At 64.8% G+C, this 22,838-nt stretch carries 26 protein-coding genes (1 of these 26 running past the window's edge); 13 read left to right on the top strand and 13 right to left on the bottom strand.

What is annotated here, in order from left to right; all coding sequences use genetic code 11:
- Positions 1–518, bottom strand: partial view of a hypothetical protein gene (locus B9N93_RS23375; protein ID WP_085216796.1) — the 5' portion only. The gene continues 91 nt to the left of window position 1, outside the view; 518 of the gene's 609 nt are visible here — the first part of the coding sequence; it begins with the start codon at positions 516–518; the stop codon falls past the left edge of the window.
- A gap of 271 nt (positions 519–789) precedes the next feature.
- Here B9N93_RS23375 and B9N93_RS25845 point away from each other — a divergent pair, with 271 nt between their 5' ends.
- Positions 790–951 (top strand): hypothetical protein, encoded by a 162-nt coding sequence (locus tag B9N93_RS25845; RefSeq protein ID WP_176225422.1) that lies wholly within the window; start codon positions 790–792, stop codon positions 949–951.
- Between the two features lie 22 nt (positions 952–973).
- On the top strand, positions 974–1,114 hold the full coding sequence (locus tag B9N93_RS26935; protein WP_217807393.1) for a helix-turn-helix domain-containing protein: 141 nt from the start codon (positions 974–976) through the stop codon (positions 1,112–1,114).
- 80 nt (positions 1,115–1,194) lie between these two features.
- On the opposite strand, the gene B9N93_RS23365 is transcribed toward B9N93_RS26935, so the two are convergent.
- From B9N93_RS23365 to B9N93_RS23355, 3 genes are all read right to left on the bottom strand, one after another.
- Positions 1,195–2,895 (bottom strand): phage integrase family protein, encoded by a 1,701-nt coding sequence (locus B9N93_RS23365; protein ID WP_176225421.1) that lies wholly within the window; start codon positions 2,893–2,895, stop codon positions 1,195–1,197.
- A 476-nt stretch (positions 2,896–3,371) separates the two neighbouring features.
- Positions 3,372–4,514 carry a plasmid replication initiator TrfA gene (trfA, locus tag B9N93_RS23360; RefSeq protein ID WP_085216794.1) on the bottom strand — a complete coding sequence of 381 codons (1,143 nt, stop codon included), beginning with the start codon at positions 4,512–4,514 and terminating at the stop codon, positions 3,372–3,374.
- Positions 4,515–4,690: 176 nt separating this feature from the next.
- On the bottom strand, positions 4,691–5,509 hold the full coding sequence (locus B9N93_RS23355; RefSeq protein ID WP_176225420.1) for a glycosyltransferase: 819 nt from the start codon (positions 5,507–5,509) through the stop codon (positions 4,691–4,693).
- 370 nt (positions 5,510–5,879) lie between these two features.
- Between B9N93_RS23355 and B9N93_RS23350 the strand changes: the two genes are divergently transcribed.
- Positions 5,880–6,386, top strand: a complete 507-nt coding sequence (locus tag B9N93_RS23350) for a peroxiredoxin (RefSeq protein ID WP_085216792.1) — start codon at positions 5,880–5,882, stop codon at positions 6,384–6,386.
- A gap of 5 nt (positions 6,387–6,391) precedes the next feature.
- Here B9N93_RS23350 and B9N93_RS23345 read toward each other — a convergent pair whose 3' ends face one another.
- The gene (locus tag B9N93_RS23345; RefSeq protein WP_176225419.1) at positions 6,392–7,348 is read right to left on the bottom strand and encodes a DNA-binding protein; all 957 of its coding nucleotides are present in this window, start codon (positions 7,346–7,348) and stop codon (positions 6,392–6,394) included.
- Between the two features lie 303 nt (positions 7,349–7,651).
- Here B9N93_RS23345 and B9N93_RS23340 point away from each other — a divergent pair, with 303 nt between their 5' ends.
- Positions 7,652–8,137 (top strand): hypothetical protein, encoded by a 486-nt coding sequence (locus tag B9N93_RS23340; RefSeq protein WP_125469194.1) that lies wholly within the window; start codon positions 7,652–7,654, stop codon positions 8,135–8,137.
- Positions 8,138–8,217: 80 nt separating this feature from the next.
- Here the strand turns inward: B9N93_RS23340 and B9N93_RS23335 are convergent, their stop codons facing one another.
- Positions 8,218–8,697, bottom strand: coding sequence for a hypothetical protein (locus B9N93_RS23335; RefSeq protein WP_125469193.1), 480 nt, complete (start codon positions 8,695–8,697; stop codon positions 8,218–8,220).
- A 260-nt stretch (positions 8,698–8,957) separates the two neighbouring features.
- Between B9N93_RS23335 and B9N93_RS25070 the strand changes: the two genes are divergently transcribed.
- Complete coding sequence (locus tag B9N93_RS25070; protein WP_125469192.1) at positions 8,958–10,256, top strand: DNRLRE domain-containing protein; 1,299 nt, start codon at positions 8,958–8,960, stop codon at positions 10,254–10,256.
- 250 nt (positions 10,257–10,506) lie between these two features.
- Positions 10,507–11,685 (top strand): DNRLRE domain-containing protein, encoded by a 1,179-nt coding sequence (locus tag B9N93_RS25065; protein ID WP_125469191.1) that lies wholly within the window; start codon positions 10,507–10,509, stop codon positions 11,683–11,685.
- A 240-nt stretch (positions 11,686–11,925) separates the two neighbouring features.
- Here B9N93_RS25065 and B9N93_RS26560 read toward each other — a convergent pair whose 3' ends face one another.
- Positions 11,926–12,060 carry a hypothetical protein gene (locus tag B9N93_RS26560; protein ID WP_254899520.1) on the bottom strand — a complete coding sequence of 45 codons (135 nt, stop codon included), beginning with the start codon at positions 12,058–12,060 and terminating at the stop codon, positions 11,926–11,928.
- 154 nt (positions 12,061–12,214) lie between these two features.
- Here B9N93_RS26560 and B9N93_RS25840 point away from each other — a divergent pair, with 154 nt between their 5' ends.
- A complete protein-coding gene (locus B9N93_RS25840; RefSeq protein ID WP_176225418.1) occupies positions 12,215–12,694 on the top strand; it encodes a DUF2721 domain-containing protein in 480 nt (159 codons plus the stop codon).
- A 260-nt stretch (positions 12,695–12,954) separates the two neighbouring features.
- The gene (locus tag B9N93_RS23305) at positions 12,955–13,245 is read left to right on the top strand and encodes a KGG domain-containing protein (protein ID WP_085216784.1); all 291 of its coding nucleotides are present in this window, start codon (positions 12,955–12,957) and stop codon (positions 13,243–13,245) included.
- A 150-nt stretch (positions 13,246–13,395) separates the two neighbouring features.
- On the opposite strand, the gene B9N93_RS23300 is transcribed toward B9N93_RS23305, so the two are convergent.
- A complete protein-coding gene (locus B9N93_RS23300; RefSeq protein WP_085216783.1) occupies positions 13,396–14,037 on the bottom strand; it encodes a DUF502 domain-containing protein in 642 nt (213 codons plus the stop codon).
- 186 nt (positions 14,038–14,223) lie between these two features.
- On the opposite strand from B9N93_RS23300, the gene B9N93_RS23295 reads away from it, so the two are divergent.
- The 4 genes from B9N93_RS23295 (at position 14,224) to trfA (B9N93_RS23280) (ending at position 17,413) form a co-directional block, all read left to right on the top strand.
- The gene (locus tag B9N93_RS23295; protein WP_085216782.1) at positions 14,224–14,673 is read left to right on the top strand and encodes a YsnF/AvaK domain-containing protein; all 450 of its coding nucleotides are present in this window, start codon (positions 14,224–14,226) and stop codon (positions 14,671–14,673) included.
- 21 nt (positions 14,674–14,694) lie between these two features.
- Positions 14,695–15,552 carry a YsnF/AvaK domain-containing protein gene (locus B9N93_RS23290; RefSeq protein WP_085216781.1) on the top strand — a complete coding sequence of 286 codons (858 nt, stop codon included), beginning with the start codon at positions 14,695–14,697 and terminating at the stop codon, positions 15,550–15,552.
- A 96-nt stretch (positions 15,553–15,648) separates the two neighbouring features.
- Positions 15,649–16,437: a Crp/Fnr family transcriptional regulator gene (locus tag B9N93_RS23285; RefSeq protein WP_085216780.1), complete on the top strand. Its 789-nt coding sequence runs from the start codon at positions 15,649–15,651 to the stop codon at positions 16,435–16,437.
- A gap of 61 nt (positions 16,438–16,498) precedes the next feature.
- Positions 16,499–17,413: a plasmid replication initiator TrfA gene (gene trfA, locus B9N93_RS23280; RefSeq protein ID WP_176225417.1), complete on the top strand. Its 915-nt coding sequence runs from the start codon at positions 16,499–16,501 to the stop codon at positions 17,411–17,413.
- Between the two features lie 464 nt (positions 17,414–17,877).
- Here the strand turns inward: trfA (B9N93_RS23280) and B9N93_RS25835 are convergent, their stop codons facing one another.
- On the bottom strand, positions 17,878–18,351 hold the full coding sequence (locus B9N93_RS25835; RefSeq protein ID WP_176225416.1) for a hypothetical protein: 474 nt from the start codon (positions 18,349–18,351) through the stop codon (positions 17,878–17,880).
- On the bottom strand, positions 18,344–18,985 hold the full coding sequence (locus tag B9N93_RS23270) for a nucleotide-binding protein (RefSeq protein WP_085216778.1): 642 nt from the start codon (positions 18,983–18,985) through the stop codon (positions 18,344–18,346). The genes B9N93_RS25835 and B9N93_RS23270 overlap by 8 nt, the downstream gene beginning before the upstream one ends.
- Positions 18,986–19,168: 183 nt before the next feature.
- Here B9N93_RS23270 and B9N93_RS23265 point away from each other — a divergent pair, with 183 nt between their 5' ends.
- On the top strand, positions 19,169–19,597 hold the full coding sequence (locus B9N93_RS23265; protein ID WP_085216777.1) for an RpiB/LacA/LacB family sugar-phosphate isomerase: 429 nt from the start codon (positions 19,169–19,171) through the stop codon (positions 19,595–19,597).
- A gap of 33 nt (positions 19,598–19,630) precedes the next feature.
- Here the strand turns inward: B9N93_RS23265 and B9N93_RS23260 are convergent, their stop codons facing one another.
- From B9N93_RS23260 to B9N93_RS23255, 3 genes are all read right to left on the bottom strand, one after another.
- A complete protein-coding gene (locus B9N93_RS23260; RefSeq protein ID WP_085216776.1) occupies positions 19,631–20,251 on the bottom strand; it encodes a KilA-N domain-containing protein in 621 nt (206 codons plus the stop codon).
- 409 nt (positions 20,252–20,660) lie between these two features.
- On the bottom strand, positions 20,661–21,461 hold the full coding sequence (locus B9N93_RS25060; protein ID WP_125469189.1) for a hypothetical protein: 801 nt from the start codon (positions 21,459–21,461) through the stop codon (positions 20,661–20,663).
- A 189-nt stretch (positions 21,462–21,650) separates the two neighbouring features.
- Positions 21,651–22,670, bottom strand: a complete 1,020-nt coding sequence (locus tag B9N93_RS23255) for a MerR family transcriptional regulator (protein ID WP_085216775.1) — start codon at positions 22,668–22,670, stop codon at positions 21,651–21,653.
- Between the last annotated feature and the right edge of the window lie 168 nt (positions 22,671–22,838).

The following is a 22,838-nucleotide window of genomic DNA, read 5'->3' as shown; positions in this document are numbered from 1 at the left end:
CGTTTCTCTTTGAGCCGGAATTCCTTGATGAAAGCCAGCCGGTTGCCGTTGAACAGGTAGTTGACGTTGAGGAAGTAGATATTCGGCATGACGCTCTCGAACACGAATTCCTTCCCTATCAGCTCGCTCAAGCCACGGTGGAACACGGGCCGCGAAATCTTCAGTCCGTGTTTTTCCGCATCCATGAGGTGCAGATAGAACCGGTCCGCGCTGGGATTGTCCTGCACGATCCTGTAAACCAACTCGAAAACCTTGGCCCCCGCCGAACTCAGCTCTTGCAAGGCTTTCACGCCATCCACGTACAGCTTCACGAACTTGGTGCGGTCCACCTCGACGACTTCGTGGAATCCCGCCGGTGCCAGGATTTCGCCGTGTTCGGACACGATCAGGCAGCGGTCGCCGGTTCTGTTGACGATCCGCCGGGTTCCCGATTTGGTGCTGTCCGACGCGTGGTCCAGACTGGGATTTTCGGTGTATTTGGGAAATCCGCGCCTGGATTTGAGACTCTTATTCTCCATATCCAACCTGTTTTAGAGATTTCAAGGCCGGAATGATGAGTCAAAAAGGCTCATAATTCAACTAAAAAACGAGACTCATAGTCACCGGACCCGAGACTTCGGGTTGCAGGAATAGAGACCGGGTTTCCAGCGTTGCTGCGGGGTCCGGTTTCGTTGCTCTTCTTATCTCTTCTAGGCTGCGGCGGTGGACCGGAGCGCGGACCGGGCGGGACCGGAGCGCCACGGAACGGCTAAAATCCCCGTTCCCTCCATCCTCCCCCGAGAACCCGCCATGTCCAATTTCCTCAAGCAAATCGCCCCCTTCGCCCTCAACGTGGTCGCCGCCGCCAGCACCGCCCTGGTCATGCTGGGCAGCCTGATCCTGGCCCCGCTGATCCTGGCCGGGGTTTGGCTCGCCAACCAGTGCGCGGCCGATCCCCGCGTCGTGGCCTAGGACCGTAGGCACGCACCCTGCCATGCTCCTCGCCCACAAGATCGAACTCAGGCCCACGCCGGAACAGGCGGAATACCTGGACCGCGCTTGCGGGTCGAGGCGGCATTGCTACAACCAATCGCTCGCATATTTAGAAGCGGTTATCCACATTTTCTGTGGATAAGTCTGTGGCTCGATGGCCTGGAACCCCCGGTTTTCCAGAGCTTCCTGGCCTTTGCGAAGAATTTGACCACTCCGTGACGGTCAGGCCGGTTCCGCGCCGGGGTCCAGCAATTTGCCGATTTCCTCGTGGTGGCGGTCGTCGTCCACCGTCAGGTAGCGGCTGGTGACGGCGAGGCTGGCATGGCCCAGGTTGCGCTGGGCCACGGTGATGGGCACGCCGCGCTCCAGGGCGTGGGTGGCGTGGGTGTGGCGCAGCACATGGGCGGTCGAGGCCCGCAGCCGCGCCGCCGCCACCGGGTCGGTGGATTCCAGCGCCGCGCCCGCCTCCCCGAACAGCGAACGGAATAGGTCGTGCAAACCCGCCGGGCTATAGGCCACTTCGCGGTAGGTTTTGCGCCCGGTGCGGGTGCGGCGGCGCTTGCCGATCAGGGGGATATCGGGGTCCAGGGCTTCCAGGGGCGCGTCGTAGCCACGGAACCCTAGGTACTCGCGCAATTCCCCCAGCAGGGCCGTCACCGGCACCCTGTGGGGCTTGTCGCCCTTCACCCGGCAGTGGAGCCACCATTTGGCCCCGTCGCGGCCCTCGCGGCGTTCCAGGTCGCCCAGGGTGGCGGCGGCGAGGTTGCTGATCCTCAGCCCGGTGGCGTAGCCGAAGCGCAGCGCGAAACGGGCGTGGCGGTAATAGGCCGTGTCCGTCCCCGGCTCGGCCAGCTTCCCGGCGCAGTAATCCATCACCCAGCGCCATTCCCGTTCCGACAGCGCCCGGCCCACGGCCATGCCTTCTTCCGAGCGGCGGGCGCGGCGCAATCCCCCGAACGGGCTCCAGGCCAGATATCCCACCTCCACCAACCATTGGCACAGGCTCCGCAGCACGGTCTCGGCGAATTGGGCGCTGCGTTCGGACAGGCCGTCCTGGAACGGTTTCCAGCCGGGCGAACGGCGGGCCGCCAGCGGGCCGACCCAGCGTTCCCGTGGCTGCGGATCGCGGACGAACTGGCGGTAGGCGATGGCGTCATCCACGCCCAACCCGGACAGCGGCTTGCCGCGTTCCAAGAGGCTCCATAACAGGAAGCGCTCGGCCTCCTTGCGGTAGGCGCGGCGGGTGGCGCTGTCCTCGGGCCATTGCGCCAGCCAGCAGCCGACCGCCTCGGCGTCGGTGTCGGCCTGGATGCGCTGGCGTTCGGGGGGTTGGCGGTTGGTGCGGTCGCGACCGGAGAGCAGTTCCGGGGCGCGGAAGTATTCGAGCGGGGCCACGTCGGTGCGGGGTGGGCGCTCGGGGGCGGGCGGCGGTTCGACCACGATCTCGGGCAGGGGGCCGAGTTCGGGGCTTTGGGCGAAGAATTGGCGGAGGATTTCCGCGCCGTCCTCGCCGATGCGGGGGACGGTCCGCCACCAGCCGTCCAGTTCGGCGGCTTGGGCGATGTCGGCCAGGGTGGCGATGCCGGCCCGCGCCAAGGGCGCTTCGATGCGTCCCGGAAACCAGCGGGCCACCGGATCGGATGGGGCGGGGCGCGGTTCGGGTAATTCGAGGATGGCGTCTATCGCGGCGTCGGCCTGGGCTTGCCAGCGCTCGGAGACCAGCGGTCCGCCCGCGAGGCGGTCCGCGAGGTCGTCCCGGCCCGAGCGCCGCGCCCGCGCCACCAGGGCTTCGACCAGGGTTTCGGTGTGGGCCTTGGTTGCCGAGGGCAGTTGGTCGGGTTGGTACACGTCGGAGAGGACCAGCCAGGGCAAGCCTTGGAGCCAGCCCCGGAGCAGGGCGCGGTCGGTGGGGTCGAGTGTCATGGTCGGGGCCATCGCGGTTGTAATCGGCAGAGGATAGCCAAGATGCGGCCCGGCGGTCCGGTTCGATTTCGACGCGATTTCCGCATCCGCGCCGATTCGAAAACGGTTTAAAAAGATTTAAAAGGATTTAAGGCGGCGCGTCTTTTTAAATTTACTAACTAAATCAATTAGTTATCTCGGCTTTTCGCCGCGCTCCGGTCGCCGAAAAGCCGCGCTCCGGTCGCCGAAAAGCCGCGCTCCGGTCGCCGAAAAGCCGCGCTCCGGTCGCCGAAAAGCCGCGCTCCGGTCGCCGAAAAGCCGCGCTCCGGTCGCCGAAAAGCCGCGCTCCGGTCGCCGAAAAGCCGCGCTCGGTCGCCGAAAAGCCGCGCTCGGTCGCCGAAAAGCCGTGCTCCGGTGGCCGAAAAGCCGCGCTCCGGTGGCCGAAAAGCCGCGCTCCGGTGGCCGAAAAGCCGCGCTCCGGTGGCCGAAAAGCCGCGCTACCCCTTCTTACCCTTAGGCTTGGGCGGACGGGGAAGGAGGTCGGAGATATGGGTCATGGTTTTGCGCCGCCGATCTTCCTTTGCCGCCTTCTTGGCGATGTGCTCAAGCTGCGTCGTGCTGGGCATCCGGTCGATATGCACGAGATCGGCGGCGTCGATAGCCCAGGAGGTGATGACCCCGGCGTCTTTGAGCAGGTCGAGGGCTTGCCGAAGTTTCTCCCGGAAGTGTTTAAGGTCTTTCACCTGGCTCCCGCATAGCCTGCGGATGGTCTCCACCTTGTGCGGATACTGCTCGGCATGGCTGGAAATCCACAAGTGCAGCCATTTGGCGAGTTCGGAGCCGCGCCCCTTGATCTTGAGGCGCTCGCCCCAGTCGATCAGGGTGAAGGCGTCGTCGGCGTAGAACGGCGCGAGCTTGACATTGAGTTGGTAGGAGAGGAAACGCCGGTGCTGCGGTTCGGTCCGCTGGTTCTGGGGCGTCACGATGTCCGCCAGCAAGTGTCCGGCGTAGGAGGCTTTGCCGTCCGGCGTGATCCTGAACACCCCCGACATGAGGCGGTCGCACTGCTCGAACAACTGCCGCCGCTGCTCCTGCCGGGTATGCCGGCCCAAGCCGCGCAGGATGGCGTTCACCGGCTGCACGACATCGGTCCCCAGCGGTTGGTGCCGGGCCATCTGCACCAACTGCATGAAGGTGTCGTGATCGTCCTGGTTGAGTTGCTCGCCCTTCCATTCGATCAAACAACCCTCGACCCGGCCCACCACGGTGTAATCGTCGAAGCGCCGCCGTTCCTTCACCGGCGCGAACAGGGCGCACCGGGCCATGACGTTGGAGATGGGCCGGGTGTCCTCGCCGAACGGGAGCAGGAAGCGCAGGACTTCCGCCAGGGCCGGCGGGGGCGGCTCCTGGACCGCCGCCTTGGGTTCGGGCGCGGCCCCGCGGGAGGCTTCCCGCTCGGCGTCGCGCCGCTGGATGGCCGCGCCCATGCGGGCGAGTTGGCGCCGCATCTCGGGGGCCATGTTGGGCATTTCCGCTTCCAGTTGGCGTTCCAGGAACTCGGCGACGGCTTTTTCCTCGGCGGACTGGGGCGGCAACTCGGGGTTGTGGTCGGGGGTGGATTTTGGGGTATCATCGGCCATTGCTTGGTACTCCTTCGCGGGTGGCGGGCATGAATCGGGCCTCCCACGGGTGGGCTTGGTTTTTTCGCATCACAAAGAAGGGCGTGACTCTTGGCGGGGTTCAGCGCCCTTTTTCATGTCCGGCGGGAATCCTATGCCCGCGCCGCCCGAAGCGGCAAGCGTGGCCCGGAACCGGGCTACCAGTGCCAGAAATTGTCGGTGGCGGGCCGGTCCCTGCGGAAATCCTTGGAATCGAACCGTTCCAGCCGGAACAGCCACTCGCCCGATTCTGGCAAGGCCAGCCGGTCGGCGGGGATGTTCATCCGCTTCCCATGCCAGCCGCGCCGCACCTCCTGGGCGTCGAAAACCCGGTTGACGTATTTGCGCCGGGCGTGGTCCTCGCCGAGGACGATGTAGTGGCGGAGGATGTGGTTGGCCGGAGAGAGCGCCACATCCCCCCCTTCCAGCCGATGCCCCCCCGTCGCCAGATTGGCCGCTTCCAGGCCGCGCTTCCAAGCGCGGTTGAGCCGGGGTTTCCCTTTGCGGGGTTCCAGGAAGTAGTAGCGGAGGGCGGTCCGGTAATAATCCATCCCCGACAGGTCGGTCCCCGCGTCCGGCAGGAACACGAACTCCTCGAAGTTGAGCGCGTTGTAGCCCTGGGCGTCGGCTTCCTCGATGGCGTCGCGCAGGGTCTGGCCGGGTCCGCGATGCTCCATGATCTCGTCGGCGTCGTGGTGGACCCGCCAATCGTGGTGGAGCGTGGCCAGCAAGGCCCGTTTCGCCGCCAGTTGCTCCGACAGCGAGAAATACCCGCGATAGGGGAGGGTTCCGACCGAGATCACCGGATCGCCCGCGTAGGCGGCGTAGAGGGCTTGGCTGCCATCGGTCGAGCCGTTGTCGAGGATGGCGACCTCGATGCCCTGCGCCGCCAGGAAGGGCAGCAACACCCGCAGGTAGGGGAGTTCATTGCGTACCGCCAGCACGGCGCAGATCGAGAGGTTTGTTGCAGCGTTCATAGACTGTCGAATGGGGTTTTCCCCGGTTCCGGGCGGTGCCCGGCGCGGGGGGTGGATTGGAGCGGGGCAGGATAGGCCGGCGGCCGGACCCGGCTCAATGGCGGATCGCCACCGGGGGCGGCGGATGCGGAAAGCTGGTATATCCGGGGTGGTCGATGGCGGCCGGGACGGTGAGGGCATGCCAACGCCCGAGAGGGAGCAAGCCCGCCGACACCGTCTTCCGTCGCTTGAAAACCCCCATGCGGCATGGGCTATTCCGCGCCCAAACCCCTGATATTACAAGGGTTTCAGGCGCGGCCCGCTTTGACTTCGCGCCCGGCCTGGGTCATGCTGCCGCCTTTCCAACCCCCAACACCGAGGAGGGAATCCCATGACCATCCAAGTTGGCGAACGCCTGCCCGAGGGCACGCTCAGCGAATCCACCGGCTTCGACACCGGCACCGGCTGCCCCCTGAAACCCCAACCGCTCCAGGTCGCCGAGCTGGCCCAGGGCAAGAAGATCGTGGTCTTCGGCCTGCCCGGCGCCTTCACCCCGACCTGCTCGGCCCAGCACGTCCCCGGCTACCTCGCCCATTACGACGAGCTCAAGGCCAAGGGCGTCGATGAAATCTGGTGCGTGGCCGTCAACGACGGCTTTGTGATGGGGGCCTGGGGCCAGCAACTCGGGGTGGACGGCAAGGTCCGCATGTTGGCCGATGGCAGCGCCGAGTACACCCGCAAGCTGGGCCTGGAACTCGACCTCACCGCCAAGGGCATGGGCGTGCGCTGCCAGCGCTTCGCCATGGTGGTGGACGACGGCGTGGTCGGCCACATCGCCGTGGAGGAACCCGGCAAGTTCGAGGTCTCCAGCGCCGAGGCGGTCCTGGCCGGGCTCTAAGCCCCTCACCGCCGCTGCTTGGCCCAGCCCCGCTTGGGGATCGGCTTGGCGGCATGGCGCGGGGCGTCCGGTGCCGTTTCCTGGGCGCTCCGCAAGGCCGCCGCCTCCCCGGCCAGGGTGGCGAGGGCGGCGGTTTTTTCCTCCAAGGCGGCCTGGGCGGCGACGAGCGCTTGCGCCTGCGCCTCGCCCCGGCCCTTCAGCCCCGCCAGTTCCTCGCGCAAGGCCCGCAGTTCGGTATCGCGGCGGGCGGCATCCAGGCGCAACCTCCCCAGTTCCTCGTCGCGGCGGGCCAATTCGCGGGCGGCTTCCTGGCGGGCGTCGGCGCGTTCCTCGGCGATGCGTTGCAGATACCAGGCGTTGTCCTTGTCGATGCGCTCCTCCAGGAAGGCGATGCGCTCGGCGGCGTGGCCGCGCTCGGTCTCCAACAGGGCCGCCCGCCGCGCCGCCTCGGCCTCGGCCTGGCGCAACAGGGCGGTGGTGGCCCGGACCGTCTCGCGTTCCCCGGCCAATTCCGCTTCCAACGCGGCGGCGGTGGCTTGTTGTCCGGCCAGTTCGACGCGGGCGGCTTCGGCCTGGGCCTCGGCCCCGGCCTGGGCGGCCTGGGCTTCGGTCAATCCGGCGGCGCGGGCGTCGAGTTCGGTCTGGAGCCCGGCCCGTTCCCCGGCGAAGCGCTGGTCCGCCGCTTGCACCGCCGCTTCCCACAAGCCCCGGAATTGCCCGGCCAGTTCGGGCGGTATGTCGGGCAAGTCCTCGCGCCGGTAGAGGCGGGCGGGCAGGTCCAACAGCCAAGCCTCGATGGCCTTGCGGACCAGCGGGCGGTTGTTGACGCCGATGCGCTCGACCACGGCGTCGGTGCCGGGGGTGAGTCCGGTTTCGCGGAACAGGGCTTCGCAGGCGTCGCGGGCCAGGTCGAAGGTGGGCGGACGGCGTTCGGGCAGGGTGGTCAGGCGGCGGCGGGCCATGGATATCCTCGGGACGGTGGACGATGGGCGCAGTATGCCCAAAGCGGCACTCCCAGCCCAGTCCATCGCTCCAGGCGGGATGGACGGTAGCTATTACCCAAGATAACCTTCCTTATCATTTATATCTGTGAGGGTTCCGACGCGCTCTCGCCGCGCCCACCGCCGTCCGGCGTTAAGGCCCGGACGCGGCGGTTTCCTGAGCCAGCCGGAATTTATCGCGATCCATTGCACAAATTAAAAAGTGAACTACATTGAAAAAAACTGAAACTATCTGATAGACAGATGGATGCAGGTTTTGGAAAGATGAAGACCGGGGCGACCTGGTGGCCCGGAGCTTGGATTTTTGACTTTCAAGAGGAAATCGTTGTGATAAGAAGAAACGCCTTAGCATTCGCCTGCGCTGTGGGATCGCTGATTTGTGTCGATGCTTTCGCCGCCGATGTCGTGTGTACGCAGAAAGCGCTCAAAGGCACGTATGTCTACCATTTGGCCGGCCAGGAGGGCGGCGTGCCTTACGCCGCGGCGGGCATGGAAACTTTCGACGGCATGGGCAAGGGTGCCGTCAAAGAGACCGATAGCGACGGCCATCAGGTGCAGGTCACGTCCACCTACACCATCGATAGCGACTGCACCGGCGAGATCACCTATAGCAGCGGCGACCACAACCATATTTTCGTGGCTCCGGATGGGAGCAGCCTGACGTTCGTCCGCGACTCCGAAGGCACCGGCACTTGGTACGCGGGCGATGAAGCGCGCGTCAGCCGGGGCCGCGTTAAATTCATCCCCTGACACTCAACAACCATTGTCCATCGGACGTGGAAAAGGCCGCTCGCGCGGCCTTTTTTTATCCACTCGCCGACGGCGGCGGTTCAGAACCCCGCCTGCTTCCGCGCCTGCCGGTTGCGGTCCTTCAGCAGCGTGATCAGTATCCCCACCAGTTGCTCGCGCTCGCGTTCCAGTTCCTGCGTGCGCTGGAGCCATTCGCCCAACCTGCCGCGCAGTTGCTCGTTCTCCCGCGCCAGCGCCTCGGATTTGGCGTATTCCTCGGCCAGATAGCCCTCGATGGACTCGATCAAGGCCCGGCCATCCTGGTATTCGCGCTCGGATTCCTCGGCCCGCAGGCGCAGGCGTTCCAATTCGGCCCGCTCGTCCGGCGCCAGCGCCGGGACCGGGTCGGCGGACGCGGTTTCCGGTGACGGCGGGGGCGGCGCGCCGGGTCCGGGCTTGCGCCGCGCCCTGGCGGGCCGGGGCGTCGCCACGCGCCGGGGGGGCGGGTCGAACATGTCGAGGGTGCGGGGATCGCGGGACTCGGCCCGGTCCTTGGCTTTGCGGGGGGGCGCCGGGTTCAAGCGGGGTGCGCCTCCGTGGTCGCGGTGCGGGGAGCGGTCGGCATGGGGTTCCTCGTCGTGCTGGGTGGGACGCGAACTATAACGCCGTGGCCGCCGGAACGCCCCTCCGGTGGCCCGGTGCCCCGATTCCGCCCAGGCCGTCGGCTGCATCGGGCCGGGTGTCGCCCAACCATCACAAATCTTCCGTCGACGGCTATTCTTCGTGCCTGGGCCTGTACAACTACCTTATCTGCCGAACAACCCCTCCTAGGAACACGACGATGACCAACCCCGTACAACCGCTCCTCCGCGCCGCGCTCGCCACGGCGGTCCTCGCCCCCTTCGCCGCGCGGGCGGTGGAAATCCCCGTCCGCTCCGACAGCTACACCGACAGCGCCAACCCCACGGTGAACTACGGCTCGGCCACCCTCCTCCCGGCCAACGGCACCGGCAAGACCGTGCTGTTCAAGTTCAAATCCATGGCCACCTTCCTTCCGGCCGGTACCGCCAGCTCGGACATCGCCAAGGCCATGCTGCACGTCTGGGTGCGCGGCTCCACCAACAACAGCGCCCGCTTCGTCGTGAAAAGGGCCAACGCCGACTGGGCGGAGGGCACCCTCACCGCCAACACCGGCCTGGGCGACGCCGCGCTCCCCGCGCCGTTCACGGACTCCACCGCCATCAACAACCTGCCGCAATGGGTCAGCGTGGATGTTTCCGATATTGTCAAATATTGGGTGGACAACCCCGGCGATCCGGGCCGTTCGATCCTGTTGACCACGACGGTGGGGGAGGTGACCCTCGACAGCAAGGAGAACACCGACACCAGCCATGCGGCCTTTGTCGATGTCACCCTGATCGGCCCGGCCGGGCCGCAGGGTCCGACCGGCGCGACCGGCGCGACCGGGGCCGCTGGCGCGACTGGTGCGACAGGCGCCACCGGCCCGACCGGGGCCACGGGTCCGGGCGTCCCCACCGGCGGCAGCGCCGGACAGGTTTTGGCGAAGATCGACGGCACCGACTACAACACCCAATGGACGACCCCGACCGGCGGCGGTTCCAACGCCACCAGCCTCCAGGGCACCACCGTGGCGTCCACGGCACCGACCAACGGCCAGGTGCTGACCTACGACAGTAGCGCCTCGAATTGGAAGCCCATGGATATCCCGCAGCAATTCAATTTCCTCATCAACAGTGGCAATAGCACCATCCTGAGCGCCCATTACATCACCATCATCGGGGGCACCCAGGCGCAATCCAGCAACGAGCAAGACGGTTTCAGGATGCTGAGCGCCCCGTGTAGCAAGGTTTCCATGAATGCCATCTCCAATACCGTGGTCAGCTCCAATACCTATACCATCAAGCTGCGGAAGGCCACCAATACCGGAAGCTCGTATACCTATAGCGACGTAATGACCTGCGCCAGTAATTTCGGGGGCGGCTCGGTCCGGTCTTGTAATACTTCCAGCAATACTTCGTTCGTCGCGGGGGATGGCCTGGGGATACTCGTGACCGGGGGTACCCAAGCGCATAATACCGGCGGCGGCGTGGCGGTCTACATGACAGTGACCTGCCAATAGCCATAGTCCACCGTTTTAGCGGGCGCTTGCGGCGGGGAATCCGGCCATTCCAAGCCGCTGGCAGGGTGGGTATATTCCTTACCCACCACCGCAAACCTCCCGCAACCGTGGGCCTTATAACGTGGGCTTGCCATGGGGTGGGTGGGCGATAGCGCGACCCGCCAGCCAGGGTTCGCCGGGTCGCGGTCCGCCCCACCACGGCTGACGAAGCGCCAAGCCATCCATCAGCAAACACCCCCGGACACGAAAGATGACCCGATCCATGCAGTTCCTCCGCGCCGCGCTCGCCACGGCGGTCCTCGCCCCCTTCGCCGCGCGGGCGGTGGAAATCCCCGTCCGCTCCGACAGCTACACCGACAGCGCCAACCCCACGGTGAACTACGGCTCGGCCACCCTCCTCCCGGCCAACGGCACCGGCAAGACCGTGCTGTTCAAGTTCAAATCCATGGCCACCTTCCTTCCGGCCGGTACCGCCAGCTCGGACATCGCCAAGGCCATGCTGCACGTCTGGGTGCGCGGCTCCACCAACAACAGCGCCCGCTTCGTCGTGAAAAGGGCCAACGCCGACTGGGCGGAGGGCACCCTCACCGCCAACACCGGCCTGACGGACGCCGCGCTCCCCGCGCCGTTCACGGACTCCACCGCCATCAACAACCTGCCGCAATGGGTCAGCGTGGATGTTTCCGATATTGTCAAATATTGGGTGGACAACCCCGGTGATCCGGGCCGTTCGATCCTGTTGACCACGACGGTGGGGGAGGTGTCCCTCGACAGCAAGGAGAACACCGACACCAGCCATGCGGCCTTCGTCGATGTCACCCTGATCGGTCCGGCCGGGCCGCAGGGGCCGACCGGCGCGACCGGGGTCACCGGCCCGACCGGCCCGGACGGGCCGCAGGGTCCGACCGGGGCCACGGGAGCGACGGGAGCCACCGGCCCGACCGGGGCCACGGGTCCGGGCGTCCCCACCGGCGGCAGCGCCGGACAGGTTTTGGCGAAGATCGACGGCACCGACTACAACACCCAATGGACGACGCCCGCCGGTGGTGCCTTGTATTCGGATACCTACAGCGTGTTCGGGACCAACATCAACGGCAACGGGACGGCCTGGCTGGGCTATGGCAACCTGCCCATCGCCCAGGAGAGCGACGGCCACCGCATCATCCCGCAAAGCTGCGCGGCGGCGACCCTCAGGGCCGCCTTCAGCGGCAACACCACGGGTAACTACAGCTTCACGCTACGCAAGGGCGTCGATGCCGTGTTCATGTCGCCGGGGGTGGATTGCACCATCGCTGCCGGCCAACGGACTTGCACCGCCAGCGGGGCGGCGTCCTTCAACGCGGGCGATACTTATGCCGTGCAGGTGGATGGCAACCAGGCGTTGAGCGTCGATGGCAAATCGCTCTGGGTGACGTTCAGTTGCCAATAGGGCGACGGAGACCGTGAAAAGGCCGCATCGGCGGCCTTTTTCGTGTACGAACGGACCGGGCCAGGCCGGTTCTCCACCCGGTTTGCCGGACGCGGGGGCTTTGGGTTCTATCGAAGGCTGAGGCTTGTGTGTCTCCACCGGGAGGAAGCGGCGAAAAAAGATGGCGACAGCCCCGCCACCCCCGCGCCCATATCCACGTGGGGGACGGATTCCCCGCCGCGACGGCCCATCACGGGCCGTTCACAGCAGCATCAGGGCCACCGCGATCAGGACCAGCGCCCCGGCCAGGATCAGGGCGGCGGCGCGTTCCATCTGGGCCTCCTGGATGGAGGTCCGCTGGTTCATCAGGTGGAGCAGAAGGTTCAAGTGGCTCATGGCGGCACCTCGCGGGATAGGCGGGTCTCGTACCCATATCCCAATTATCGGCCGGACCCGGCGGTTTGCCAGGGCGCACGCACGGGGCGGGGCGGCACTCGCTAAACTTCGGGGGTGCCGCCGCGCCCTGCGGCCTTTCCCCCACAGGCAAACCATGACCCAGACGGAACTCTTCCAAGCCTTCGTCGCCCCGGCCATCTTCATCTCGGCCACGGGGCTGCTTGTCCTTTCGATCAACGCCCGGCTGATGGGCATCGTCAACCGGCTGCGGGCCTTCCATAAGGACAAGCACCTCGCCGCCCTGGCCGGCAAGAAACAGGAAGTCCTGGTCCTGCAAGCCCAGATCGAATCGATCCAGCACCGGGCCGGCCGGATCAAGAACGCTTTCTTCTACACCCTGCTGGGCGGCATCGGCACCATGGTCACTTGCCTGCTGCTGGGCCTGGCCCTGTACGTGCCGGCGGCCCAGGTGGTGGCCGTGCTGATGTTCGTGCTGTCGGTGCTGTCGCTGCTGGTGGGGATGCTGTTCTACATCTCGGAGGTGGCCATCGGGCTCAGTTCGGAGAAGGAGGAGGAACAGCTTTATGAGTTGATCGACGCCATCGCCGGGCGGACCGAGGAGGAGGGGCGCTAGGAGTCTGTCGGACTTCCAAGCGCGAAGCGCTTGTACACGAATATTTGGGCGACTCATCGAATTCGAATAATCGAAAATTCATGTAGAAGCGCCAAAATTGACCACAAAATGGTCAATTCGGTCTTTTTATCGGAAAGTCCGACAGACTCCTAGGCGAAAATACGCTGAACTTTTCCAATCCAGCCGGATATCCAACCCCTGAGGACCCAGGCCGGGTCCGGGCCGTCAAGGCCATCCCATGGCTACACGAGGAAAGGATCATGGCTGCGTCGAAGAAAGGACAGGACCAGGACAACCCAGAGCAGGGCAAGAAGAGCGAACGCGGCTTCGCTTCGATGGACAAGGAGAAGCAACGCGAGATCGCCAGCAAGGGCGGACACGCCGCGCACGAGAAGGGAACCGCCCATGAGTTCGATTCGGAGGAAGCCCGCCGGGCCGGCCAGAAAGGCGGCGAAGCGGTGAGCCGCGACCGCGAACACATGGCGGATATCGGCCGCAAGGGTGGCGAAAGCAGCCACGGCGGCAAAGGCGGCGGCCGCAAGGACGACTGAGACCCGCGACCCTGGGTGGATGCCCCCAACCGGGCATCCGCCCCCCCAACCAGACCCGCCAAAACCCGCCCTAGAACGCCCGCCAGCGCACGATCACGCCATTCGCGTACCCTAACAGCCATCCAACCGGAAATCGCGGCAGCGCCCACCTCAGGGCGGTTGTGGCCCGGCCTTGGCCACGGCCAGGGACAAAGCCTCCTCCGACTTCGGATAATCCGCACCCAGGCTGACGATGAAGCTGGTCGCCTCCGAGATATCCAGGGCCGATTTGACCACCCTGGATTCATGCACGATCACGGTGAAGCCGTTGGTGGGATTGGGCGAGGTCGGCACGTACACCACGCAGCGGTCCCCTTCGCGGTGGGTCAGGTAGGCCGGTGCCCACATGCCATCCTTGGGATATTCGACGTAGACCACCTCGCGCCTGGCCTCGCCCGGCTTATTGCGGAACAGTTCGATCAGGCGCTGGACGATCTTGTAGACCGCGCCCAGGAAGGGAATCCGGCCCACCAGGTAATCCAGGCCCGACACCACCAGCGAATGCCGCCGCCGGTTGATCCTGTGGCCGATGGACACCGGCAGGGCGAACGCGGCGGCGAAGGCCAGGAAGGTGACGAAGGCGTTCCCCACATACCGGTTCACGCCGAACACCAGTTCCAGGATCAAATCCGCCAGGAACACCAAGATTTCCCCGACCACGATCACCGGCAGCAAGGCCAGCACGCCGATCAGGAAATCGTTCAGAACCCGCTTGACGCGGGGCTTGAGCAAGGCCAAATCATCCCGGTCCATGGCTCGCCTCCATTGCGATAGCTGCCGATGCCCTTCCCCCGGCCCGGACCGGGGGTTCCGGCATTTCGATCCGGCGCGCAACGGCTAAGTTCTGTCCCCTAGGCCCGCGCCGGAACTTACCCCACCCCGGCCATTCCAATCCATATCCGCCGGCCCACCCCGGCGCAGCAAGGCCCAGCCAGCGACATGGAACGTCCATCCCCCCACCCCCCCGGACCCGCAGCGGGCGCGTCCGCCGACCCCCCCACCCCCCTGGTCATCCCCGTTGTCGAGGAACGGGCCAGCGTGACCAAACGCCGGGTCGAAACCGGACGGGTACGCATCGTCAAGAAGGTCTCGACCCGGCGCGAAACCCTTGAGGCCGACGGCTGGGACGAAACCCTCGACATCGAGCGCGTCCCCATCGGCCAGCCCGTGGACGGCCCGGTGGCGGCGCGGCAGGAAGGCGACACCCTGGTCATCCCCGTGCTGGAGGAGCGGCTGGTGATCGAAAAGCGGCTGTTCCTGAAGGAAGAACTGCGCGTCACCAAACGGCGGACCCCCCGGCCCCGGACCCAGGAAACCCTGTTGCGGCGCGAGGAAATCTCGGTCGAACGGCTGCCCCCGGTGGCGGAAGACGACCCAACCCAAGCTTGAACCCATCCCAAGGAGGACGTTATGACGAACACGGTAGTAGGTTTGCTGGACCAACGGGCCGGGGCCGAAGAGGCGGTGGACGATCTGGTGGCGGAAGGTTTCGACCAAAACCACATCCGCATCGTGGCCAACGACCAAGCATTCGCCGCCCAAGGCCAGACCGGCCAGGAAAAGGAATCGGGCTTCCACAGCCTGATGGTGAAGCTGGGCTTCCTGGAGGAGCGCCGCCAGCAACTGGGCTGGCCGCCGGAAGACGTGGGCTATTACGCCGAGGGCGTCCGGCGCGGCGGCGTGGTGGTCACGGTGGATGTCGCCAACCCCGAGGAAGTGGACCGGGCGGTGGAAATCCTGGAAGAACACGGCGCGGTGGACATCCAGGAACGTGCCCAACAGTGGATGCGCTCGGGCTGGAATGGACCTGGGACCGGAACGGCCACAGCGACAGCGGGCGCTCCGGGCGGCTATGTCCGCGAAGGCGGCGGAACCCGCATCCCGGTGGTCGAGGAAGAACTGAAGGTGGGCAAGCGCGCCGTCGAGCAAGGCGGGGTCCGGGTCTACAGCCGGGTGAGCGAAACCCCGGTCAGCGAAACCGTGAGCCTGCGCGAGGAACACGTCAATATCGAACGCCACCCGGTGGACCGTCCGCTCGCCCCCGGCGAGACCGGCGCCTTCAAGGAAAGCGTGGTCGAACTGACCGAGATGGCCGAGGAGGCGGTGATCGCCAAACAGGCCCAGGTGGTCGAGGAGGTCGTGGTGAGCAAGGGCGTGACCGAGCGCACCGAGACCGTCCACGACACCGTGCGCCGCACCCAGGTCGAGGTCGAGAACCTGCCGCCCGGCCCCGCCACGGGCCAGACCAAGCCCAAACCCAAGTCCTGAACCCTACTTCCGGCAACGCGCCGTCCGCCCCGTGTCCGGTGGCGGGCCGGGCGGCGCGGCCCCGCCATCCCGACCGGCCCGCGCACAGGATCGCATATGGTTAATCCGCACGCCCCCCGCCAAAACCAATTGCTCCGCGCCCTGCCCCAAGCCGAATACGAGCGCTTGGCCCCGCACCTGGAAGCGGTCGCCCTGCCCCTGGGCAAGGTGCTGTACGAAGCCGGTGGGGTATTGCGCCATGCCTATTTCCCCACCGACAGCATCGTGTCCTTGTTGTACGTGATGGCGACCGGCGAATCCGCCGAGGTCGCCGTGGTGGGCCGGGAAGGGCTGGTCGGCGTGGCCTTGTTCACCGGCGGCAACACCATGCCCAACCGGGCCGTGGTGCAGAGCGCCGGCCATGCCTACCGGCTGCGGGCGGCGCTGTTGCGGCGGGAAGCGGCCCGCACCGGCCCGCTGTCCCGGCTGCTGCTGCGCTATGTCCAGGCGCTCATCATCCAGACCGCGCAGACGGCGGCCTGCAACCGCCACCACAGCGTGGACCAACAGCTTTGCCGCTGGCTGCTGTTGAGCTTGGACCGCCTGTCCGGCAACGAACTCGCCATGACCCAGGAATTGATCGCCAATATGTTGGGCGTGCGCCGCGAGGGCGTGACCGAAGCCGCCGGGAAATTGCAGCGGGCCGGGTTGATCGACTACAGCCGGGGCCATATCACGGTGCTGGACCGGCCCGGCCTGGAGGCGCGGGTCTGCGAATGCTATCCGGTGGTGCGGCGCGAATTCGAGCGCTTGTTGCCCGCTCCGACCCTGGCGGTCGGCGGCGGGTGGACGGCCCCGTCCCACGCCCCGTATGGGCCTGGGAACATCGATGGCGCGGGCGGGTAAACTCCCCGTTCCGGCCCCCACGGCGGTGGCCGAAGGCAAAAACCCCCGCGAGGTATCCGCCATGACCCAACGCGACCCTTCCGCCCTCACGCCCGAAGAAATCCAGAAAGAAGCCCTGCCCGGCGAATCCTGGGAAGCCGCCGCCCGCCGCATCGCCCGCAAACGCGCCGAGGCCGGCAAAAGCGGCACCCCGCCCAAACCCCAAAATCCCACGTCCGCCAAGGCCGCGCCCATCATCCGCCTGCCGTTCTGGCCGGAATCCCAGCGCGGAGCGCCCAACGAAATCGTCCGGTCCGCGCTGTTCAACGCCCGCAACCGCAAACAGAAGCGCGGCTACCTCGCCAACGTCGATGTCTACGTCATCGGCGACGGCAGCATCACCTATACCGGCGAGGAACTGCGCCAGGACGACGAGACCGTCTGGCTGCACCTCATCCACCTCGCCCGCAACACGCCGCCGGGGGAGTTGGTGGAATTCGGCCCCCACGCCTTCTGCAAGGCGGTGGGCTGGGACGCTTCCGGCAAAAGCTACCAACGCCTGCGCGATTGCATCACCCGCCTGCAAGCCACCGCCCTGGGCGTCTACAGCAAGCGTCTGAAGGAAGGGCTCAGCCTGTCGATGATCCCGTTCTTCCGCTGGAAGAACGCCGAGGGCCACGCCTTGAAGACTTATCAGGTCAGGATCGCGCCGGAGATGGTCGAGTTCTTCGGCGAGGTGCATTACACCCAGTTCGAATGGGAACAGCGCCTCGCCCTGCCCAGCGGGCTGGCATCCTGGCTGCACGGCTATTTCGCCAGCCACAGGGAGCCGTTCCCGGTGAAGCTGGAAACGATCCGGGAAGGGGCCGGGTTGACCATGGAGCGCCTGGACCACCTCAGGGAAAAGGTCGCGGCGGCGTTGGAGGCGTTGAGGACGGTGGGCTTCCTGGTGTCCTGGAGGGTCGAGAAGGATTTGGTCTATGTCGTCCGCGCCTGAGCCTGAATCCGGTTTCCGGGCGGGGTTGGGGGCGTTCCCGGCCCCTGGGGCAATCCAGGGCGCGGGCGGTCCGCGGCATGGCCCAGGCCGGGGTTTCGGGGTTAAATCGCTATTTTCGCTACGGCGCGCGGTTAAAAGGCGGTTAAAAAAAGGTTAAAGAAATACGGTTAGCGCATTGCCGCCGAAATCGCCGCTGGCCTTATGTGGCGCGGCTTCCAGCGATTTTTCGCGATCCGTTTTCCCCACTCTAAACCCGAACTTCCTCCCACTCTAAACCCGAACTTTCCCCACTCTAAACCCGAACTTTCCCCACTCTAAACCCGAACTGTGGATAACTTTTCCCACTCTAAACCCGAGTTTTCCCCACTCTAAACCCGAACTGTGGATAACTTTCCCCACTCTAAACCCGAGTTTTCCCCACTCTAAACCCGAACTGTGGATAACTTTTCCGGCCCGGTCCGGGCCTAGCCCGGCTTCCCGGTCAGCCGCTCGATCTCGGCGTCGATGGCGGGCAGCAGGGCGTCCAGGCAGAAGCGCTGCATCGAACCCGGCGTGTTGCCGGCGATGAATTTCAGCTTGAGCAGATAAGGCTCCGGCAACCTCAGGTTGTAGACCTTCTGCACGTCATCCCGCACCTTGGGGTGTTGCCAGGGGTATCCCGCCGTATCCGCCGCCAAGGCGTCGGAGGCTGGGGGGGCGGATGGGGCGGTGTTGTCCATGGTGGTCGGCCTGTCGGTGTTGGGGGTCTTCCCAATGGCGTCGGATATTTGGGAGAGCGCGGCGAAGATTTGCCCGAATACCGGATGGTCCGGTGTGGCGTCGCCCGCGACGGTCTTGGGTGGTTCGGGACCGTCCGCCCGGTCCGGGCCTTGCCCGGCCCCGGCGATGAAATCCTCGACCGCCGGGGCGGGCCTGGGTTTGCGGGTGAACTTACTCACGGAATGCCTCCTGGTAGAGCGCTAGGGTTTCCTCGGCGGCCTTGGCGTCCTTGGGCCGCAGTTCCTCCACACACAGTCCTTCCCGCGCCGCCTTGCGGTAGGCGGCGCGGTCGTGGATGGCGGCGGGGGACAGGGCCAGATGGGGGAAGTCGGCCATGAGCGCGGTGGCGTCGCGGCGGTCGCCGACCGAGGGATGGGTGGAGGCGCGGCAGAGGACCATCCGCGCTTCCAAGCCGGGGTTGAAGCCCTGGGCCGCGCCCACCAAGCCGTCCATGCGGTCCAGGGTCCAGAGGTCGAACTGCGAGGGCTGGACCGGGATATAGGCCCGCCCGGCCACCACCAGGGCGGCGCGGAGTTCCACCGAGTCGCGGCCCCCGGCATCGATGACGATATCCTGGTAGCGCCCGGCCAGGTCCAGCACCTCGGCTTGCAAGCCCTTGCCGAACTTCTGCACGCAGGCGACGCGCCGCGCGCCGCTGTCGCCGCGTTGCTGCGCCCAATCGCTGGCGCTGCCCTGGATGTCGGTGTCGATCAGCAGCACGTCGCGCCCGGCCAAGGCCCGCAGCGCGGCCAGGGTGGTGGCGAGCGTGGTTTTGCCGGTGCCGCCCTTTTCGCCGCCTATCAGGATGATCATATCGGTTGATGTGGGATGGAATCGCACGATTCTATATCATATCGTATCAACAGTATACTTCCATATGGAATGATATTATTCCATGCGATTTCATCCGCCTCCCGGCCCTCGGCGGCGGCGGGATGGAAGCGCTACACTCGCGGCTCCTGGGCCGCCCCGGCCCCATCACCTGAGGGAATCCCCATGAAGATCGGCATCGCTTCGGACCACGCGGGCTTCGCCCATAAGGAGGCGCTCCGCGCCTGGCTCGCCACGCTCGGCCACGAGGTCGTGGATTACGGTTGCTTCGACGAGGCACGCACGGACTATCCCCAGTGGATACGGCCCTGCGCGGAGGCGGTGGTGAAAGGCGAGGTGGAGCGCGGCATCGTCCTCGGCGGCAGCGGCAACGGCGAGGCCATCGTCGCCAACCGGGTGCGGGGCTGCCGCTGCGGCTACGCCTTCAACCAGGAAACCGCGTTCCTGACCCGCTCGCACAACGACGCCAATTGCATCGCCATCGGCCAGAGAATCGTGGATATCGGGACCGCCAAGGAGATCGTCCAGACCTTCCTGGCAACGCCGTTCGAGGGCGGGCGGCATATCCCGCGGATCGAGGCGATAGACGCCTGATCGTAAGGCCCGCCCCCGCCAACGCCTGCGGCCCTACGGCGCGGGCTGGCCTTCGATCAGGGCGGCGACGGCCCCCGACAGTTCGGACAGCAGGGCGGCGAGGGGCCGGAGTTCGTCGCAGTGGACCAGGCGTATCTGGCGCAGCGGGCCATGTTCGACCAGGTCGGCGGTTTCGGCGGCGGTGTGGCCCTCGGCGAGATGGCGGCGGGCGCTCTCGGTCAGGGTGAGGTTGATCTGGCGGTGGGCCTCGGCGATGACGATGAAGGCCCGGCGGTTGATGGCGGCTTGGACGGGCGTGGGCAGGGCTTCGGGGGCCGGGTTGGGGCGGGCCTGGGTCGCTATCGCGTCATAGGCGCGGATGACCTTCACCTTGAAGGCGGGCGATATCCACATGGCGTAGTCGTAAACCAAGTCTTGGTGGACGAAAGAGCCGATTTTTTGCCTGGAGGAAAAAGCAGGAATTCCTGCTTTTTTCAGTTCCTTCATCAATTCAACCGTTTGCCGGTTCTTCAGCCACAAAGAGGGCCGATGGCGGTTTTCCCCTCCCGAAGCGCGGTGGAGGTCGTTTAGGCAATAGCGGCCTTGCTCATCTTGGCGGATGGAAATTTCGGAGATGGTCAGCGCCGTGGGCGCATTTTGGGCGGGGTGGGTCATGGGATTGCTCCTGGTTTGGATTTCGGAACCCCGTTTCTAGCGGGGTGGGCGGGAGCTAGAAACCCAAAAACCAGGATCGGGCGGACTTCTTCCCTTCACAGGTCTTGTATCCGTCACACTCCCGCCCATCGGAAATCCGGCAGGCGCAGGCCATCGCATCGGCGGAGCGATTCAAACCGCTGGTTTTTTCGAGGTGTTTCTAGCACCGGGGCGGGATTCTGCTTGGCCGTGGCGTGGATTGCAACCGGGTGGCGCTGCCGGAAACGGGGAAGCCGTGCCCAAGTGCCGGGCAAGCGGCCCTGTGTTTTGGCCTCGATTTATGGCACGGGCAAGCCTTTGATTTATCGGGCTTGCCGGGGTGTGTCGAAATTCTTGATTTTTGGCACAGACAGCTTTGTCTGTAAAGCATTTAACTATATAACTCTTGAAAAAATCTGGAAATTACACTTACTTTTATAAAGTGAACTTTTGAATTTGTTCCCATCACTAACATTCCAGAAAGTGCGAATTGTCTTCCGTTTTCGTTCTTAAATGAAATAAATACAGGAGAGCCACTAAATCCATTAAGCTCACACTCCCATGTTATTTTGCTTAGGGATAGCAGATTCCAGTCTATACCTTCCTCAAGATACCCAATAAATGTTGCTGGCTGTAAAAGTATGTTCGCCCTCTCATTATCGTCAATAGTTATATTTGTAATAGTTCCATCATATGGATAGCCAATGCATAAAAGTTTTATACTTTTACCATCTAAAACACCAAATTTTTCTTGACCAATTGAAATAAAGCTATCTAGCCAATCCCCAGTAGGAGGTATTTTTACAGAACGTGAAAGAAGGGTTTTTAAGTGCTTTGACTTTGATGGGTTAGAAATTTTCAATACAACAAAATCAATATATTCTTCTTGTGAATTATTTTGCTTCTGTTTTGGTGAATATATGTCAGAGAATTGTATATAATCTGATTTTTCATGCTTATAGCCATGCGGAATATATGGGATAGCTAGTCTGGAGGCTAGTTTATCTATATTTTCATTTGTGTGTTTTATTAAACAATGTCTGGCTGTAATAAAATATATATCACGTCCTCTTTTTGCAAAGAAACCAGTCCCATGTCTAAAAGGATAATTTTCTGCAGATTCCAAGGTTGAGATGATTGGAAATGTACAATCTTTTGGTAATCCAGAGTGAAGAAACGATATTTTTGTCATTGAATATGTTCAAAAATAATAATCATATGCTGACTTTATATGTCGCATAACGGGCGTTATGACAAATCTCCCCGCCGCCCAGGCCGCCTAATCTTACACCCCGCTCCACCATCGCACCATTTCCCAATACATAAAAAAGGCCGCATCCAGCGGCCTTTGCTATTTCGTCCTATGTGTCCCAGGGAAACCTTATTCCCCCCGCCCCGCCACCACCCGCAGCCGCCCGGACTCCCCTTCATCCCGGCCGGTCCAGCCCTCCGCCCTGAGCAGCCGGTCCAAGGCTTCCTCCAACAAGCCCCGCGCCCGCCCCGCCGCCCGCCGCAAACAGGCGTGCAACTCGGCGTCCTGGATATCCTGGGTCTCGCATTCGCCGCTATACAGCTCGAACGCACCAAGCCGGAACAATAAATCGGTCAAATGCTGTGGGCACTCGCAGCGCAACCGGGTCGCGGATTGGGCCACGGCGGCCAGGGTTTCGCCATCGAAGCGGCGCGGCGGCACCGCCTCGGCCCACAGGCCCGGCTCGTTGGCGGCGGCGGGCCGGTCGGGGCGCGGCAATTGGCAGGCTTCTTCGAGGGCGGCGGGGGTGGCCGGGGCGCGCAGCGTCACCACGCCCTGGCGGTTCAACTGTTCGAGCAGGCTCGAAGCCGCGAAGCCGTACACGACCACCGCGCGCCGCGCCGAGGCCCGGAACGCCAATTCCCGCGCCCGTTCCGCCGCCGCCGGTTGCAGCGCGGGCAGTTCCAGCAGCAAGACCTCGGGCTGCAACACCAGCGCCGCCCGCTCGAAATCGGCGTGGCAGGTATACGCCCCCACGATGTCCAGCCCCGGCAGTTCGTCGCGCCAGCCCTCGACCAGGAACGGCAGCCCCTCGCCGTACACCAGCACCCGCGCCGGACCTTCGGGTTCCGGGCGCGGCTCCGGGGTTTCGGCCAGCACCTCGGCGTGGACCTTCATCCGCTCGCGCAGGGCTTCCTCCGGCAGGTACACCACCGAACTGACCGCGTGGCCCTGGTCCACCAATTGCTTGATGAGTCCCAGGCGGGTGAGGTCGGCGCGGGTGTAGCCGCGGCGGTTGTTGTCGGGGCAGCGGCGCGGGGTGATGGCGTTGTAGCGGCGCTCCCAGGCGCGGAGGGTGTCCGCCGGGATGCCGGTCAGCCGCGACACGGTGCCGATGCTGAAAATGGGTTCGTCGGTGGTTTGGGTCATGGTCGGTTCCCCTGGCGGGTGGCGGAGGTGGCTCGGGGGAGGCGGCGTTTGGAACGCCAGCGGACTTCCCTGTCTAACCGGAAGGCCCGGATTCGGGTTCGCTTGGACATGCTACGCAAATATTTTGTCCATGACAATCTATTGACAATGAATTTAAGTCGTGCAATA

The sequence above is a fragment of the Methylomagnum ishizawai genome, from assembly GCF_900155475.1.
Classification (GTDB): domain Bacteria; phylum Pseudomonadota; class Gammaproteobacteria; order Methylococcales; family Methylococcaceae; genus Methylomagnum; species Methylomagnum ishizawai_A.
Note: the sequence above shows the minus strand (reverse complement) of the source record. Positions and strands in the feature narration are given on the sequence as shown.

Bases quoted from the DNA above. Each gene is read 5' to 3' on its own strand.
- B9N93_RS25845 (WP_176225422.1), top strand. From the start codon at position 790: ATGTCCAATTTCCTCAAGCAAATCGCCCCCTTCGCCCTCAACGTGGTC.
- B9N93_RS26935 (WP_217807393.1), top strand. From the start codon at position 974: ATGCTCCTCGCCCACAAGATCGAACTCAGGCCCACGCCGGAACAGGCG.
- B9N93_RS23365 (WP_176225421.1), bottom strand. From the start codon at position 2,895: ATGACACTCGACCCCACCGACCGCGCCCTGCTCCGGGGCTGGCTCCAA.
- trfA (WP_085216794.1), bottom strand. From the start codon at position 4,514: ATGGCCGATGATACCCCAAAATCCACCCCCGACCACAACCCCGAGTTG.
- B9N93_RS23355 (WP_176225420.1), bottom strand. From the start codon at position 5,509: ATGAACGCTGCAACAAACCTCTCGATCTGCGCCGTGCTGGCGGTACGC.
- B9N93_RS23350 (WP_085216792.1), top strand. From the start codon at position 5,880: ATGACCATCCAAGTTGGCGAACGCCTGCCCGAGGGCACGCTCAGCGAA.
- B9N93_RS23345 (WP_176225419.1), bottom strand. From the start codon at position 7,348: ATGGCCCGCCGCCGCCTGACCACCCTGCCCGAACGCCGTCCGCCCACC.
- B9N93_RS23340 (WP_125469194.1), top strand. From the start codon at position 7,652: ATGAAGACCGGGGCGACCTGGTGGCCCGGAGCTTGGATTTTTGACTTT.
- B9N93_RS25070 (WP_125469192.1), top strand. From the start codon at position 8,958: ATGACCAACCCCGTACAACCGCTCCTCCGCGCCGCGCTCGCCACGGCG.
- B9N93_RS25065 (WP_125469191.1), top strand. From the start codon at position 10,507: ATGACCCGATCCATGCAGTTCCTCCGCGCCGCGCTCGCCACGGCGGTC.
- B9N93_RS26560 (WP_254899520.1), bottom strand. From the start codon at position 12,060: ATGAGCCACTTGAACCTTCTGCTCCACCTGATGAACCAGCGGACCTCC.
- B9N93_RS25840 (WP_176225418.1), top strand. From the start codon at position 12,215: ATGACCCAGACGGAACTCTTCCAAGCCTTCGTCGCCCCGGCCATCTTC.
- B9N93_RS23305 (WP_085216784.1), top strand. From the start codon at position 12,955: ATGGCTGCGTCGAAGAAAGGACAGGACCAGGACAACCCAGAGCAGGGC.
- B9N93_RS23300 (WP_085216783.1), bottom strand. From the start codon at position 14,037: ATGGACCGGGATGATTTGGCCTTGCTCAAGCCCCGCGTCAAGCGGGTT.
- B9N93_RS23295 (WP_085216782.1), top strand. From the start codon at position 14,224: ATGGAACGTCCATCCCCCCACCCCCCCGGACCCGCAGCGGGCGCGTCC.
- B9N93_RS23290 (WP_085216781.1), top strand. From the start codon at position 14,695: ATGACGAACACGGTAGTAGGTTTGCTGGACCAACGGGCCGGGGCCGAA.
- B9N93_RS23285 (WP_085216780.1), top strand. From the start codon at position 15,649: ATGGTTAATCCGCACGCCCCCCGCCAAAACCAATTGCTCCGCGCCCTG.
- trfA (WP_176225417.1), top strand. From the start codon at position 16,499: ATGACCCAACGCGACCCTTCCGCCCTCACGCCCGAAGAAATCCAGAAA.
- B9N93_RS23270 (WP_085216778.1), bottom strand. From the start codon at position 18,985: ATGATCATCCTGATAGGCGGCGAAAAGGGCGGCACCGGCAAAACCACG.
- B9N93_RS23265 (WP_085216777.1), top strand. From the start codon at position 19,169: ATGAAGATCGGCATCGCTTCGGACCACGCGGGCTTCGCCCATAAGGAG.
- B9N93_RS23260 (WP_085216776.1), bottom strand. From the start codon at position 20,251: ATGACCCACCCCGCCCAAAATGCGCCCACGGCGCTGACCATCTCCGAA.
- B9N93_RS25060 (WP_125469189.1), bottom strand. From the start codon at position 21,461: ATGACAAAAATATCGTTTCTTCACTCTGGATTACCAAAAGATTGTACA.
- B9N93_RS23255 (WP_085216775.1), bottom strand. From the start codon at position 22,670: ATGACCCAAACCACCGACGAACCCATTTTCAGCATCGGCACCGTGTCG.